Annotated in this window: 15 protein-coding genes; 9 read left to right on the top strand and 6 right to left on the bottom strand. The window is 71.6% G+C overall.

Going from position 1 to position 13669, the window contains the following annotated elements:
* The 4 genes from ACF1AG_RS18170 to ACF1AG_RS18155 all read left to right on the top strand — a co-directional run bounded on the left by ACF1AG_RS18170 (position 1) and on the right by ACF1AG_RS18155 (position 4901).
* Positions 1 to 960, top strand: a complete 960-nt coding sequence (locus tag ACF1AG_RS18170; protein ID WP_387795254.1) for a carbohydrate ABC transporter permease — start codon at positions 1 to 3, stop codon at positions 958 to 960.
* The gene (locus ACF1AG_RS18165) at positions 957 to 1775 is read left to right on the top strand and encodes a carbohydrate ABC transporter permease (protein WP_359607966.1); all 819 of its coding nucleotides are present in this window, start codon (positions 957 to 959) and stop codon (positions 1773 to 1775) included. Before ACF1AG_RS18170 ends, ACF1AG_RS18165 begins: the two co-directional genes overlap by 4 nt.
* Entirely contained in the window at positions 1772 to 4141 is a 2370-nt protein-coding gene (locus tag ACF1AG_RS18160; RefSeq protein ID WP_391810035.1) for a beta-glucosidase, read from the top strand. Before ACF1AG_RS18165 ends, ACF1AG_RS18160 begins: the two co-directional genes overlap by 4 nt.
* A 187-nt stretch (positions 4142 to 4328) precedes the next feature.
* Complete coding sequence (locus ACF1AG_RS18155) at positions 4329 to 4901, top strand: hypothetical protein (RefSeq protein WP_391810034.1); 573 nt, start codon at positions 4329 to 4331, stop codon at positions 4899 to 4901.
* 24 nt (positions 4902 to 4925) lie between these two features.
* Here the strand turns inward: ACF1AG_RS18155 and ACF1AG_RS18150 are convergent, their stop codons facing one another.
* Together ACF1AG_RS18150 and ACF1AG_RS18145 are read right to left on the bottom strand one after the other, a co-directional pair.
* Entirely contained in the window at positions 4926 to 5759 is an 834-nt protein-coding gene (locus tag ACF1AG_RS18150) for an NAD(P)H-binding protein (protein WP_359606956.1), read from the bottom strand.
* Between the two features lie 221 nt (positions 5760 to 5980).
* Positions 5981 to 6718 (bottom strand): nitroreductase family protein, encoded by a 738-nt coding sequence (locus ACF1AG_RS18145; protein WP_359606958.1) that lies wholly within the window; start codon positions 6716 to 6718, stop codon positions 5981 to 5983.
* A gap of 133 nt (positions 6719 to 6851) precedes the next feature.
* Here ACF1AG_RS18145 and ACF1AG_RS18140 point away from each other — a divergent pair, with 133 nt between their 5' ends.
* Positions 6852 to 7088 (top strand): hypothetical protein, encoded by a 237-nt coding sequence (locus ACF1AG_RS18140; protein WP_019521546.1) that lies wholly within the window; start codon positions 6852 to 6854, stop codon positions 7086 to 7088.
* Between the two features lie 3 nt (positions 7089 to 7091).
* Here ACF1AG_RS18140 and ACF1AG_RS18135 read toward each other — a convergent pair whose 3' ends face one another.
* The 4 genes from ACF1AG_RS18135 to ACF1AG_RS18120 form a co-directional block, all read right to left on the bottom strand.
* Positions 7092 to 7247, bottom strand: coding sequence for a hypothetical protein (locus tag ACF1AG_RS18135; RefSeq protein ID WP_359606960.1), 156 nt, complete (start codon positions 7245 to 7247; stop codon positions 7092 to 7094).
* Entirely contained in the window at positions 7213 to 7920 is a 708-nt protein-coding gene (locus ACF1AG_RS18130; protein WP_359606962.1) for an SDR family NAD(P)-dependent oxidoreductase, read from the bottom strand. Before ACF1AG_RS18130 ends, ACF1AG_RS18135 begins: the two co-directional genes overlap by 35 nt.
* 210 nt (positions 7921 to 8130) lie before the next feature.
* Positions 8131 to 9405 carry an alpha/beta hydrolase gene (locus ACF1AG_RS18125; RefSeq protein ID WP_387795252.1) on the bottom strand — a complete coding sequence of 425 codons (1275 nt, stop codon included), beginning with the start codon at positions 9403 to 9405 and terminating at the stop codon, positions 8131 to 8133.
* Positions 9406 to 9476: 71 nt separating this feature from the next.
* The gene (locus tag ACF1AG_RS18120; protein WP_391810033.1) at positions 9477 to 10256 is read right to left on the bottom strand and encodes an alpha/beta hydrolase; all 780 of its coding nucleotides are present in this window, start codon (positions 10254 to 10256) and stop codon (positions 9477 to 9479) included.
* Positions 10257 to 10811: 555 nt separating this feature from the next.
* Here ACF1AG_RS18120 and ACF1AG_RS18115 point away from each other — a divergent pair.
* From ACF1AG_RS18115 to ACF1AG_RS18100, 4 genes are all read left to right on the top strand, one after another.
* A complete protein-coding gene (locus tag ACF1AG_RS18115) occupies positions 10812 to 11417 on the top strand; it encodes a SigE family RNA polymerase sigma factor (RefSeq protein ID WP_359606968.1) in 606 nt (201 codons plus the stop codon).
* Positions 11414 to 11722 (top strand): hypothetical protein, encoded by a 309-nt coding sequence (locus ACF1AG_RS18110; RefSeq protein ID WP_359606970.1) that lies wholly within the window; start codon positions 11414 to 11416, stop codon positions 11720 to 11722. The genes ACF1AG_RS18115 and ACF1AG_RS18110 overlap by 4 nt, the downstream gene beginning before the upstream one ends.
* A gap of 332 nt (positions 11723 to 12054) precedes the next feature.
* Positions 12055 to 12402, top strand: a complete 348-nt coding sequence (locus ACF1AG_RS18105) for a deoxyxylulose-5-phosphate synthase (RefSeq protein ID WP_359606972.1) — start codon at positions 12055 to 12057, stop codon at positions 12400 to 12402.
* Positions 12403 to 12457: 55 nt separating this feature from the next.
* Positions 12458 to 13369: an oxygenase MpaB family protein gene (locus ACF1AG_RS18100; protein ID WP_391810032.1), complete on the top strand. Its 912-nt coding sequence runs from the start codon at positions 12458 to 12460 to the stop codon at positions 13367 to 13369.
* Positions 13370 to 13669 lie beyond the last annotated feature (300 nt).

Genomic DNA, 13669 nt, shown 5'->3' with positions numbered 1-13669 from the left:
ATGACCACAAAGATCACGAGCGCTCCGCCCGCCGCCGGGCTCCGCAAGGAGTCCCGGCGGCGGCCGGCCGCCCGCTCCTCCATATCCACGGTGGGCCGCCCGGGCTTCGCCTGGGCGCTGCCCGCCGCCCTGTTCTTCACGCTCTTCGCCATCGTCCCGCTCGTGATGGTCGCGGTGCTGTCCTTCATGAGCTGGAACGGGCTCGGCTCGCCCCAGTGGGTCGGCACCGACAACTGGTCGCGCCTGTGGGACGACCCGGTGATGCTGAAGAGCGTCTGGCTCACCCTGCTGCTGACCGCGCTCGGCGTGGTTCTCCAGACCCCGCTGAGCATCCTGCTCGGCGTCTGGGCGGCCGGCTACCAGCGCAACCGCGCGGTGCTGTCCGTCATCTACTTCATCCCGCTGCTGCTGTCCGCCACCGCCGTCTCCGTGCTGTGGCGCGCGCTGCTCGACCCGAACTTCGGCATCCCCGCCGACGCCACCTGGCTGTTCGGCGACGGCAACCTGTTCGGCGAACAGGCCACCGCCATCGGCGTACTGGCGTTCGTGAGCACCTGGCAGTTCACCCCGTTCCACACGCTGATCTACCAGGGCGCCGCCCGCTCCATCCCACAGGTCCTGTACCAGGCCGCGGAGATCGACGGTGCGGGCCGCTACCGGCAGTTCTTCCACATCACGCTGCCGCAGCTCCGCAACTCCATGATCACGTCGATGATCCTGATGATCGTCGGTGGCCTCACCACCTTCGAGACCGTCCTCATCCTCACCCAGGGCGGCCCCGGCACCGACACGACCATCAGCGCCTACTACATGTACGACAAGGCCTTCAAGGGCTTCGACTTCGGCGTCGGCTCCGCCATCGCCCTCGCCCTGGTCGTCGCCGCCACCATCATCTCCCTGATCGTGGTGAAGGTCTCCGGCTACGACAAGATGCGCAGCTCCATGGAAGGTGTGTCATGAGGCGCCGCCCCAACTACCTGGCCGGCGCCGGATCGATCGTCTGGCTGGTCCTGGTCGGCCTGCCGCTGTACGTGATGCTCGCGGCGACCCTGCGCACCCGCCAGGACTACGCCCAGAACGGTCCGGTGTCCTTCCCGGACACCTTCACCCTGGACAACTTCACCGGCGCCTTCGACTCGGGCTTCGGCCGGTACTTCCTCAACACGCTCGTCGTGACCGCCTGCGTGATCGGCATCGTGCTGCTGCTGGTTCCGCCGCTCGCCTACGCCATCGTGCGCAGCCGGGGCAGGACCACGTCGGCGATCTTCCGGCTGTTCCTGCTCGGCCTGGCGATCCCCGCGCAGGCCGTCATCGTGCCGATGTTCTACCTGATCAGCGAAGCCGGACTGTACGACAACCTGCTCGGCGTCATCCTGCCCACGGCCGCGTTCTGCCTGCCGATGTCGGCGCTGATCCTCAGCGGCGCCATGCGCGACATCTCCCCGGAGCTGTACGAGGCGATGGCCATGGACGGTGCCACTCCGCGCCGGCAGTTCTTCCAGCTCGTGCTGCCGCTGTCCCGGGGCGGACTGTCCACCATCGTGGTCTTCTCCGCACTCCAGGCTTGGAACGGCTTCCTGTTCCCGCTCGTGCTGACCCAGTCCGACGCCACCAAGGTCGTCACCCTGGGCCTGTACGACTTCCAGACCGAACACGGCATCGACATCCCCGGGCTGCTGGGAGCCGTGGTGCTGTCCATGGTGCCCATCCTGCTCGTCTACCTGTTCGCCCGTCGCGCCCTGGTCCAGGGGCTGATGGGTGTCGGAGGAAAGTGACCGCGAACGTGGCCGTAGAGACCACCCCCGAAATCCCTCTCTGGAACGATCCCTCCCACCCCGTCTCCGCCCGGGTCGACGCGCTGATCGGCGCCATGACCCTCCAGGAGAAGATCGCCCAGCTGTACGGCGTGTGGGTCGGCGCCTCCGCCGACGGCGGCGAGGTCGCCCCGCACCAGCACGACATGGAGGAGGCCGTCGAGCTCGACGACCTCCTGCCGTCCGGCCTGGGCCAGCTCACGCGACCCTTCGGCACCGCACCCGTCGACCCGGCGCTCGGCGCGCTCTCCCTGCTGCGCACCCAGACCAGCATCACCTCGGCGAACCGCTTCGGCATCCCCGCCGTCGCGCACGAGGAGTGCCTGGCCGGCTTCGCCGCCTGGGGCGCCACCGCCTACCCCGTCCCGCTGTCCTGGGGCGCCACCTTCGACCCGGACGTGATCCGCCGGATGGCCGCCGCCATCGGCCGCGACATGCGCGCCGTCGGCGTCCACCAGGGTCTCGCGCCCGTCCTGGACGTCGTCCGCGACGCCCGCTGGGGACGCGTCGAGGAGACCATCGGCGAGGACCCGTACCTCGTCGGCACCATCGGCACCGCCTACGTCCAGGGCCTGGAATCCGCCGGGATCGTCGCCACCCTCAAGCACTTCGTCGGCTACTCGGCCTCCCGCGCCGGACGCAACCTCGCCCCCTCGTCCGTGGGACCGCGCGAGCGCGCCGACGTGCTGCTGCCGCCGTTCGAGATGGCGATCCGTGAGGGCGGCGCGCGCTCCGTCATGCACGCCTACACCGACATCGACGGTGTTCCCTCCGCGGCCGACGAGAGCCTGCTCACCGAGCTGCTCCGGGACACGTGGGGCTTCGACGGCACCGTCGTCGCCGACTACTTCGGCATCGCCTTCCTCAAGACGCTGCACGGCGTCGCGGGCGACTTCGCCGACGCGGCCGGCGCCGCGCTCAAGGCGGGCGTCGACATCGAACTGCCCACGGTCAAGACGTTCGGCGCCCCGCTCGTGGACGCCGTCACCGAGGGCCGGGTGCCGGAGTCCCTGATCGACCGCGCGCTGCGCCGCGTCCTGACCCAGAAGGCGGAGCTGGGCCTGCTCGACCCCGACTGGAGCCCGGTGCCGCCCGCGTTCGACGGCGCCGACCTGGACGACTCCGAGGCCCTGCGCGGCAAGATCGACCTCGACGGCCCCGAGAACCGCGAACTGGCCCGCGAGATCGCCGAGAAGGCCGTCGTGCTGCTCAGCAACGACGGCACCCTGCCGCTGGACCGCCCCCGCCGGATCGCGCTCGTCGGCCCCAACGCCACCGAGGCGTCCGCCGTCCTGGGCTGCTACTCCTTCCCGCAGCACGTGGGCGTGAAGTACCCGGACATCCCGGTCGGCATCGAACTGCCCGACCTGCGCGAGAGCCTGACCGCCGAGTTCCCGGACGCCGAGATCACGGTCGTCCGCGGCACCGGCGTCGACGACGGGGATCTGTCCGGCATCACGGAGGCCGTGGACGCGGCGCGTGACGCCGACATCGTCGTCGTGGCGCTCGGTGACCGCGCCGGCCTGTTCGGCCGCGGCACCAGCGGCGAGGGCTGTGACGCGGAGTCGCTGTCGCTGCCGGGCGCCCAGCAGCAGCTGCTGGACGCGCTGCTGGACTCCGGCACCCCGGTGGTGACGGTCCTGCTCGCGGGCCGCCCCTACGCGCTCGGCCGCGCGGTGGAGGACTCGGCGGCGATCGTGCAGTCCTTCTTCCCGGGCGTCGCGGGCACCCGCGCCATCGCCGGCGTGCTCAGCGGACGTACGAGCCCGTCCGGCCGTCTCCCGGTCAGCGTCCCGCGCACTTCGGGATCTCAGCCGACGACGTACCTCGGCGCACGGCTCGCCCAGGCCAGCGAGGTGTCCAACATCGACCCGACACCGGCGTTCGGCTTCGGACACGGCCTGACGTACACGGCGTTCGCGTGGAGCGACCTGACCGTGGACGCCGGAGAGGCGCCGACGGACGGGGAGTTCACCGCGTCCCTCACCGTGCGCAACACCGGGGAGCGGGCCGGCACGGAGGTCGTCCAGCTGTACCTGCACGACCCGGTCGCCTCCGTGGTCCAGCCGGTCCAGCGCCTGGTGGGCTACGCCCGCCTGGACCTGGAGCCGGGCGAGGGGCGCAGGGTGCGGGTGACGGTCCCGGCGGACGTGGCGTCCTTCACCGGCCGCGACGGCCACCGCATCGTCGAACCGGGTTCCCTGGAGCTCCGCCTGGCGGCGTCCAGCACGGAGACCCGCCTGACGGCGGAGGTCACCCTGACCGGCCCGGTACGGCAGCTGGACCACACGCGGCGGTTCCACGCGGAGTTCGCGGTGGAGGGCTGACGCTCACACCCTCCCGGCACCACCCCGGCCCGGACCGCTTCTGCGGTCCGGGCCGGTGCACAATGGGCGCGTGGCCGGCAACGACGACAGGAGCGCAGTGGATCCCCACCGGGCACCGGAAGAAGGCGTGAGCGCTACAGGGGGTGGTGTCCGCGGTCGTCGGCCGTGGCTCGTCGCGGGGGCAGCCGTGGGCGTACTGACCTTGGCGGCCGCCCTGATCGCGACGGGACGGCTGCCCGGAGGGACGGACGACGGCGGTGACCGCCTGGCGGAACAGGCGGCGGACGCGCGGTGGGTCGAAGGCGTCACCCCGGAGTGGATGAGCGAACAGATGCGCCTCGACATACCCGTCACGGCCCGCTCCCCCCTGGCCGCGTACGAGGTCACGTCCCGTTTCGACACGGGGCTGCTCACCTTCACCCTGACCAGGGCGGAAGCGGAGGCGTACCTGAAGGAACACCCTCCGGAGGGCGACTGGCTCGAACCGGCCTCCGCACAGACCGACGTCACGCCTCACGACTTCGCGCACCTCGGTCTCCCGGAGCCCGAGTCGCTGAAGGAAGGCATGCGTTACGGCTTCGTCTGCCCCGGTGTCGCAGAGGCCGCCGTGGACCCCCACGCCCCGGGCGTCGACACGTCCGACGAGTCATGCGTCGGCCTCTACGCACACGAGTACACGCCGGCGCGCACGCGCATCTACCTCCGCGACCACTACGAACCAGGCATCAGCCCACTTCCCACGCCGCCCGAATCGACGTGAACGGGCCCGGTGAGCCCGGATCCGTCAGCGGAACGCGTCGGCGTTCTCCTCGGCCCACCGTCCGAAGGCCCGTGCCGGGGCGCCGGTGAGCTGCCGGACCGTGTCGTGCACGGTGAGCAGGGCGTCGTTGACGTCCCCTCCCATCAGGTCGAGCACCGCGTGCGCGTCCCGGTCACCCAGGAGGGGCGCCAGCTGCCGATGCGCCTCCTCCCTGCTGATCTCCGTCACGATGACGTCCTCCCCGAGGGCCGCCCCGATCGCACGGGCCTGCTGCCGCGGCGTGACGCGGGCCGGTCCGGTCAGCGGGTATGTCCGTCCGCGGTGCCCCGGCTCGGTGAGCGCCGCCTTGGCCACGGCCGCGACGTCGGCGGGATGGACGGCGGGCAGACCGACCTCCGCATAGGGCACCTGGATCGACCGGTGCTTCCGGATCGACTCGGCCCACCACAGGGCGTTCGACGCGAACTGCGTGGGGCGCAGGACCGTCCAGCTCATTCCGCTGTCCTGGAGCAGCAGTTCGACGGCCCGGTTGTCGCCTGAGGCGGGCAGGTGCGGATGGGTCTGCACCGCCAGTGAGGACACGAGCACCACGTGCTCCACGCCGGCCTTCCGTGCGGTGTCGAGTACGTCCGCGTCCGCGCCCAGACCCGGCACGAGGAAGAGGGAGCGCGTCCCCTGCAGCGCCCGTGCCAGGGACTCGGGGCGGCCCAGGTCGCCCGGGACCGCCTCGACCCCCGGGGGGAACGAGGCACGGCCCGGGTCACGGGTCAGCCCCCGCACCGGCATGGTGCCGGCGTCGGCCAACTGTCCCAGCAAAGCGCTTCCGATGTTGCCTGTAGCGCCGGTCACGAGAATCACGTCGTCTGCTCCTGCCGTTGACGGTGATCCGGACGCTAGGACCTCAAGCGAGCTTGAGGTCAAGCCGGGGGCACGAGCGTCACGAACGCCGCCCACTGCGCGGGGTCGATCCGCAGTACGGGGCGCCGTCGCCCGCGGCCCTGAAGTCCCGTACGCACACGGTGTCCTCACGGGCGGCGACGCCCCGCCCGCGTCCAGGACGCGTTCCGCCGCCGTACGTCCTACCAGCGGTCCCGGTGGACGACCTCCGTCACCGACCGCCGCCGGACCGGGCCGAACTTGCCGAGAGGCCAGCCCACCGGGATCGCCGCGAACGTGTTCATGTCCTCGGGGATGCCGAGCGCCGCCTTCCACTCGGTCTCGAGGAACAGGTGCCAGATGGTGATGTTGGCGGCCAGGCCCAGGCCGCGCGCCGCGAGCAGCAGGTTCTGCACGCCCGGGTAGACGCAGGACCCCTCCGCGAGGGCGGAGAACCGCTCCTGGATGCGTCCCATTCGCGCGGTCGCCTCAGCGCCCAGCGCCTCGGCGTAGATCCGCAGGCCCTCCTCCTCGATCCGCGGCGGCGGGAACCGGTAGCAGGGGATGACCAGCGCCGGGGTGTCGGCGAAGTGGTCGCGCTGGTACTCGATCGCGGCGACCATGCGCCCGTACGCGGCCTCGTCCATGCCCTCGGGGGCGTACTTCCCGGTCGTGGCCAGGTACGCGTCCACGCACCGCTTCCACAGCGGCGCCAGCTCCGCCATGACCGCCCGGTCGGTGACGACGACGTACTCGTAACGCTGCATGTTGCCGCCGCTCGGGCCCCACACGGCCGCCTGTATCAGCTGGTCGAGCAGCTCGTCCGGCACCGGGTCGGGCCGCAGGCGGCGCATCGCCCGCATCGTGGACATGGTTGAGAAGAGGGACGGCTCGGCGGCGTCGTCGGCCACGGCCCCGGCGAGAGGGGTTTCAGTTGTCATGATCGGGAGTGTAGGGACTGTGAACTTCCCGTGTGACGGCTCTACTTGAAAGCGGGACCGTCGGTCCGCATTTCCCGCGCATGACGTCCCGCCCGGCGCGGTACTCGGCCCGCACTGCGGAAGGGAGCGGATCATGGCGATCTGTGAAGTGTGCGGGAACGACTACGCCCTCTCCTTCGAGGTGCGCACGGTCGACAATTCCGTCCATACGTTCGACAGCATCGAGTGCGCCGCCCACAAGCTGGCGCCCATCTGCGACAACTGCGGCTGCAAGGTGCTCGGCCACGGCCTGCAGGCCGGCGGCCAGTTCTTCTGCTGCGCCCACTGTGCCCGCGCCCAGGGGCACGCGGAGCTGGCCGACAGCGCGTGACCGTCACTCTCCGTGAGAGTAGCGCGGTGCCGGACGGCTGCCCGAACCGGAGCGCAGGTTCAGCTCCGCCTCCGCCAGACGGGCCACGGCCTCCGCGTCCGTCAGACCGGGCACGCACACCACCTCACCGGCCTCCAGCCCGGCCAGGGACGCGGTCACCACGTCCTCCGGGGGCATGCCGCCCTCGTCGTGGACGCGCCGCTCCCCGCTCACCGGGGTGTCCCCGGCGCCCAGGTGGAACTCGGTCGCCGTGAGCCCCGGGGCACACGACCTGCACCCGTACCGGAGTGCCGGCCAGCTCGGCGGCCAGGGTGCGGGTGAACGTCACCGCGTACCCCTTGGTTCCGGCGTAGACGGCCCGCCGGGGAAGCGGGTCCGGCGGCAGGTCACCGGCGAAGGCCAGCAGCGACGCCACGTTGACCACCGCACCCCGCCCACGCGCCAGCATGCCGGGCACCGCGGCCCGGGTGAGCGCCGTGAGCGCCACGACGTTCACGTTCACCGCCCGGGTGAGCAGGCCCGGGTCCACCTCGGCGAACGGGCCGTAACCGTTGATCCCCGCGTTGTTGACCACCAGGTCCACGTCGTCCCCGGACGCCCGCTCCACGACACGGGACAGGTCCTCAGGACCTCCCAGATCCGCCACCAGCGTCTCGACGCCCGCCGCGCCCTCCCTGAGCGCCTCCTTCGCGAGGACATCCAGCCGCTCGGCCCGCCGGGCGACGAGCACCAGCCCCCGGCCGCGCGCCGCCAGCCGGGTCGCGTACTCCCACCCGATACCGGACGAGGCCCCCGTGACGATGGCCGTGCCGGGCGCGTCGTGCGAGGTCATGAGCGTGATCCCTCCGTCGCCGGGTCCTGCCGGACCACACCGCCGTCCGACCTGCGCCGGGTGTCCCGGCGGCCGGTGCGTGAAACGCGGGGACAGACGCGACGGCGGCGTCGTGCCGGCCGGAGAGCCGCCCGCCGGGCGCCCGGAGCACCCGGCTGGCGAGCTTGCGCTGCTGCCACCGGCCGTACCGGCCCCGCGGTTGTTGCCGACTCAGGGCCCGGCGGCTGTCACATCCACTTCAGTGATGGCTGCATCGGGGTGCCGGGCGCCCGTCAGCACCGGGTCCTGCGTCGTGTCGGTGCCGAGATACCGGTGGAAGAAGGCACCGATGTAGGTGACGGCGACATGGCGTTGCTGCGGTTCGGTCAGTTGTGTGGTCGGCGTCGCACCCTCGCGGTCGGTGCACTGCCCGGGATGCCCTTCGACCGGCGTGGCGTCGTCGAAGGCCGCGACCTGGCCACTCGCGGGTGACCATTGCGTGTTGAAGTAGTTGTGGTTGGCCCCGTGGACCGCGAACCGGTGGAAGCCGCTGCGGTTCCCCTGGGCCACGTCGGCCGCGAACGCGAACGCCTCACCGCCCACCTGCCCGTCACACGTTCCCCTGACGACAGCGAAAGGCGTCTTGGTGATCGTGTAGTCGGACATGTTCTCCGTCATCACGTTGTAGGCGGGTGCCAGCGCCGCCACCGCTTTGACCTTCACGCCTCGGGGCCACCGTCCCCGATGGCGGTCCGCAGCCTGCCAGGTGACCCCGGCTCCAGCGCGGGAGTGCCCCATGACTCCCACCTTGCCCAGGTCCAGGCGGTGGAAGAACCCGACGCTTCGTGCCGCCCCGGTCACCGGATCCGTGAACTTCCCGGCGAGTTCCCCCCTGCCGCTGGTGCTGAGCTCCTGCCACATGCGCAGGTGCCGGTTGATGAGATCGGCCCGCGCTGCGGCGTTCTCGTCCCCCGACACGGAGGAGGCGTTGATGCCGTTCGCGCCGGCCGAGACCACGACGAACCCCTGCGCGGCCAGCGTGCGGGCGAGGTAGTCGTACCCGGCCTCGCTGGGCAGGGCCGGCGTTCCCGGCGCACAGGGCCAGGCGAACAGTCTGGCGCCGGCAGCCGCGTACGCGGCATCGTCGCCACTGTCCTCTGCCGCCGTGCGTACGGCCTCGGCCTGACGGTCGGCGCAGCTCTCGTGCCAGCCGTGGAGCATGACGATCAGCGGATGCCGCCCGTCACCCAGGTCGGCGGGGTAGTGCACCACACCGCTCAGTTCGACCGGCTCGCCCGTCTGCGGCAGATGCCAGGCCTCATCACCCAGGTCGTAGCGGACCGTCCTCGTGCCCCCGGACACGTCCACAGAGGATCGGTCCGCCCCGCCCGTCCCCGTCGCACCCGCCGTCGCCGTGGACGTCAAGGCGGCTGCCGCGAGGGTCAGTGCCGCCACCGGCCCGGTCAGCAGGCGGACCGAAGTCCTGGAACGCTTGTGCTTGTTCATCCGTGTCTCCATCTGTACGCAACACGCTCCCGGACTGCCTCTCGGACCCGGAGAACGTGGCACTACTCCTGTCAGCGGGAAGCGGCGTAGGAATCCGTCACGAACGTGATGACCCGGTTCTGCAGCGCTGTCCCTGCGGCTCCGGTCCGCTTGATCATGTCCGTTCCGTGGAAGCCGCTCTTGTCGATGACGAGCTCCTTGTCGCGGGCGGAAGAAGCGGCGTACACCTCACGGACCTGCCTCTCCACCGCGCCGTCCATGTCACCGGGAGACACCACGAGCAGCGTCGGAACACGCAGCTTGTGCTTCCTCACCGCGGCGACGGCATCCAGCCCGCCGCACCGGGCGGGCGAGGACATCATCAGCAGGCCCGTCACTCGAAGGGGCGTGTCCACGCCCGCGACCGCCGCCGTCGTCCCCCCGCACGACGCCCCCGCCAGGAAGACCCGCGTGGCACCGACACGGCGCAGTTCAGCGAGCCCGGCCCGGGCGTCACGGTCGATGTGCTCGTTGTCGGCCGACTCCTCGGACGCCCCGTGATTGCGGTACTCGGGAATCACCACGTGATAGCCACGCTGTGCCAGCTCGCGTCCGATGTCGACGAACGAGCAGATGTTGTAGCCCTGCTCATGGTCCAGCAGCACACCGTCAGGCCCTTCCCCCAGGACCAGCGCAGACAAGTGCACACCATCACTGGTCGTCAGGGTGGTGGCCTTGCTCCTCAGACTCTTCGGCACGCACGAGTTGACGAGATGCCCCCGCGTCGTACGCACCGTCCGGTCGGGCCAGCTCGGCTTGTACGCCACCGGCTCATGATCGCGTGGCGCGGCTGGAGCGCCGCTTCCCGCCACGGACGGTCCTTGTCCGGTGGGTGCGGTGGGTGCGGTGGGTGCGGTGGACGTCTCCGCGCCACGAGACGGCTCGCCGATCGGGCCGGCGCATCCCGACACGATGGCCGCACAGGCCAGCGCCGCCGCGACACCTCTGACTTTCAGCACACTCTTCCTCGGATCTCACCTGGTGGCCCCGGCGCACTGTCCACAGCCGGACGTCTCTGCCCCGGAGCCAAGCCGGAATCTTCCTGCTACGCCCTGACAGACGTACCGGGGCGGCCGAGGTTGCGGGTGGCGGCCCGACCGATCCTCGGAAGGCGCCCGGCCGGCCGGGTGCCGATGCCCGCCCGTTCCGTGCGCAGGCTGCAACCTGACCGGCCCCCGTACGTCCTTTCAGTAAAGGGCGCCCCACCAGAGCCCTGCCCGATTCGAATCACCCGACAGGTTTGACCTTCATGCCAGAAATGCCCTGCCGGAGCACCGGCTGCGGCGCCCGTCCAGCGCTCCCTCAGCACTCCGGATCCAGCACTCATCGTCAGGACGCCGCCGCGCCGTCCACGGGGAAGGACATCGATGGCAGCCGCCCTGGCCTGTGAAGGCTCCATCCCGCACGGCCGGTGGAGGTGGCTGCTCGCACGCATCTCCCAGGGTCGGACAGGCCCCGGCGTCCAGGGGAGACCCTCCGATACGGCGTCGGAGGAGATCGACGCGCTCTACCGCCACCGCAGACTCGACCTTGTACGCCTGGCAGTCCTCCTCGTCGACGACATCCCCACCGCCGAGGACGTCGTCCAGGAAGCCTTTGCAGGGCTCTACCGTCGCCACGGGGACGCACGTGACGGCATCACCGACCCCGAGGCCTACGTACGGCGCAGCGTCGTCAACACCTCCCGGGACGTCCTGCGCAGGCGCCGCACCGTGCGCGCCTTCATCCCTCCGCGCGTCCTCCCCGCGCCCCCGCCCGAGGACGAGGTCCTCCTCAAGGAGGAACACCAGGAAGTGCTGCGCGCACTGCGGCAGCTCACCCTGCGCCAGCGAGAGGTCCTCGTCCTCAGGTACTGGTCCAACATGACCGAAGCAGACATCGCCACCACGCTCGGCCTGTCCCGCGGCACCGTGAAGTCCACCGCCAGCCGGGCAATCGCAGCCCTGGCCAAGAGACTGGAGGAGACGCCATGACAGAAGTCGAAGATCGTCTGCGCGCCGCGCTGCAGGCCCGGGCCGAGCAGGTCACCGCTCTGCGCCCAGCGGCTCCTGCACCGGCTCGCGCGCGGTCGGTCATCGGCCCCGGCCTGCGCAAGGCCACCTTGGTCGCACTGGCCGCCGTACTCGCCACCGTGCTCCTCGTACTGCCGCGCCTCCTCTCGCAAGGTGATCCGGCACTACCCGCCGACACCCCGCCTCCCGCCGGCCCGAGCAGCACCACATCGCCTTCTCCCGCCCCCTCCCCACCCGGCAGCGCACCGCGCCCGGTCGCCCCCTAGGCAGTGTCTGGCAAACGATCTCGGTGGTCGGGCGGGGCCGGGACGACCCGGCGACCGCGGAGCTGCACGGCACCGCGGGCGGGTTCTCGGAGCCCGAGAATGAGCGCCGCGAGGCGGTTCCGTCGATCGGCGGTCGTTCGCGCCGATCACCGCAGGCTCAGCCGCTGTGTGTGGGGGGAAGAGTCGGGATGCACAGGGTCGAGCGGCTTCCGATCAACCGTGGTGGCGGGAACCGCGACCGTGCCCCACCCGGACACGGACGGCGCCGGCCACCAGCGTGGATGCCGTAAAGGCGTGGAGGGGAGGCGCGCTCTCCCCCTACCGTGACCCTCATGCCTCCCGCCAAGACCTCCTTCGTCTGCCTGCCCTGCCGGGCCTCCTGCAAGCAGCCGTACCCGACGCCTGCGAGCAGCGCGAAGAGCGGCCAGCGGGTGTGCCCGCGCTGTGCCGGCACGCTGATCCATGTCGGCTCCGCCTTCGCCCCGCCGCCGCGCAGGGACACCGAGGGCTGGCGGGTGCTCTCCCTGCTGTTGCACGCCGGCATCCGCTTCCACAAGAGCTGCTGCGCCGGACCCGGGTACCGGCCGCGCACGCTGCGCGAGGTGCGTGAGCGGATGACGTACGCCCGGCGAACCGGCGAGCCGATCGCGAGGGCACTGGTGCGTCCCGAGCTGCCCTGACGGCCCGGCCGGACGCGCCCGTACCACCACGGGAGGGGCGTGGGAGGCTGGAGGTATGAACACAGGACGGGCGGCGCACCCCGCCGGCGAGGCGATTCCGGCACCGGTGCCGGACGGCGACCGCACGCTCCCCGCCGAGCGCACCGCCCCCGTGCCGTTCACCCCCGACACCCTCCTCTGGGACATGACCGGCGACATCCGTGTCCTGCTGTACCTCCCCGCCGCCCTCGTCCTCCAGGTCGCGCACCCGGCCGTCGGCGCCGGGGTCGACGAGCACTCCGTGTTCCGCACCGACCCCTGGGGCCGCGCCCGCCGCTCGCTGGACTCGTTGCAGCTGTGGGTCTACGGCGGTGACCGCGCCGTGGAGGAGGGGCGCAGGCTGCGCATGCTCCACCGGGACATCAAGGGCACCGACACGCGCGGCCGCCCGTACCACGCGCTGACCCCCGCCCACTACGCCTGGGTGCACGCCACCGGTTTCCCCGTCTTCCTGCGGGCCGCCGAGTACCTGTTCCGTCCGTTCGACGAGGCGGGGGAGCGGCGCCTGCACGCGGAGGCGCGCAGGCTCGGGCGCATCCTCGGCATCCGGAAGCGCGACATGCCGGGCTCCGTCGAGGAGTTCCGGACCTACTTCGACACGGTCGTCCACGACGAGCTCGAACGGACCGTCGTGGTCGAGGAGTTGCTCGATTCACGCCGGTCCGTGCCGCCGCCGGACGGGTCGGGCGCGGTGCTGCGACTGCTCTGGCCCGTGCTGCGGCCCGCCCTGCTGCGGATCCAAGTCTTCGTCACCAAGGGGCTGTTGCCGCCCGTCGCCCGTGAACGGCTCGACATCGACTGGTCGCCGGGCGACGAACGGCGGCTGCGGCTGCTCGGCCGTTTCGTCCGCACAGTCGTACCCCGCCTGCCGGAACGGCTTCGCTACCTGCCGGTCGCGTACGCGGCACGTCGCGCCGCCCGCGAGTGACCGTCCCGGTATCCCGCTACGGCCGGTAGCGAGCCGGCCTCCGGCGTGACGCTCGCGTCTGACCGTCCCGGTATCCCGCTACGGCCGGTGCCGAGCCGGCCTCCGGCGTGACGCCCGTGCCTGGCGTCCTGGTACGGCCGGTAGCGAGCCGGCCTCCGGCGTGACGCTCGCGTCTGACCGTCCCGGTATCCCGCTACGGCCGGTACCGAGCCGGCCTCCGGCGATACGCCCGTGCCTGACCCTCCCGGTACAGACGGTGCCGAGCCGCTCTCCGGCGGGACGCCCGCCCCCGACCGTCCC

Origin of the sequence: Streptomyces sp. NPDC014764 (assembly GCF_043082785.1) — a bacterium.
Lineage (GTDB): Bacteria > Actinomycetota > Actinomycetes > Streptomycetales > Streptomycetaceae > Streptomyces > Streptomyces althioticus.
The sequence above is the reverse complement of the archived record's forward strand: the minus strand, read 5'-3'. Positions and strand labels throughout refer to the sequence as shown.

Coding starts and splice junctions, on each gene's coding strand:
- ACF1AG_RS18125 (WP_387795252.1), bottom strand. CDS start 9,405: ATGAACAAGCACAAGCGTTCCAGGACTTCGGTCCGCCTGCTGACCGGG.
- ACF1AG_RS18170 (WP_387795254.1), top strand. CDS start 1: ATGACCACAAAGATCACGAGCGCTCCGCCCGCCGCCGGGCTCCGCAAG.
- ACF1AG_RS18115 (WP_359606968.1), top strand. CDS start 10,812: ATGGCAGCCGCCCTGGCCTGTGAAGGCTCCATCCCGCACGGCCGGTGG.
- ACF1AG_RS18145 (WP_359606958.1), bottom strand. CDS start 6,718: ATGACAACTGAAACCCCTCTCGCCGGGGCCGTGGCCGACGACGCCGCC.
- ACF1AG_RS18130 (WP_359606962.1), bottom strand. CDS start 7,920: ATGACCTCGCACGACGCGCCCGGCACGGCCATCGTCACGGGGGCCTCG.
- ACF1AG_RS18105 (WP_359606972.1), top strand. CDS start 12,055: ATGCCTCCCGCCAAGACCTCCTTCGTCTGCCTGCCCTGCCGGGCCTCC.
- ACF1AG_RS18140 (WP_019521546.1), top strand. CDS start 6,852: ATGGCGATCTGTGAAGTGTGCGGGAACGACTACGCCCTCTCCTTCGAG.
- ACF1AG_RS18100 (WP_391810032.1), top strand. CDS start 12,458: ATGAACACAGGACGGGCGGCGCACCCCGCCGGCGAGGCGATTCCGGCA.
- ACF1AG_RS18165 (WP_359607966.1), top strand. CDS start 957: ATGAGGCGCCGCCCCAACTACCTGGCCGGCGCCGGATCGATCGTCTGG.
- ACF1AG_RS18110 (WP_359606970.1), top strand. CDS start 11,414: ATGACAGAAGTCGAAGATCGTCTGCGCGCCGCGCTGCAGGCCCGGGCC.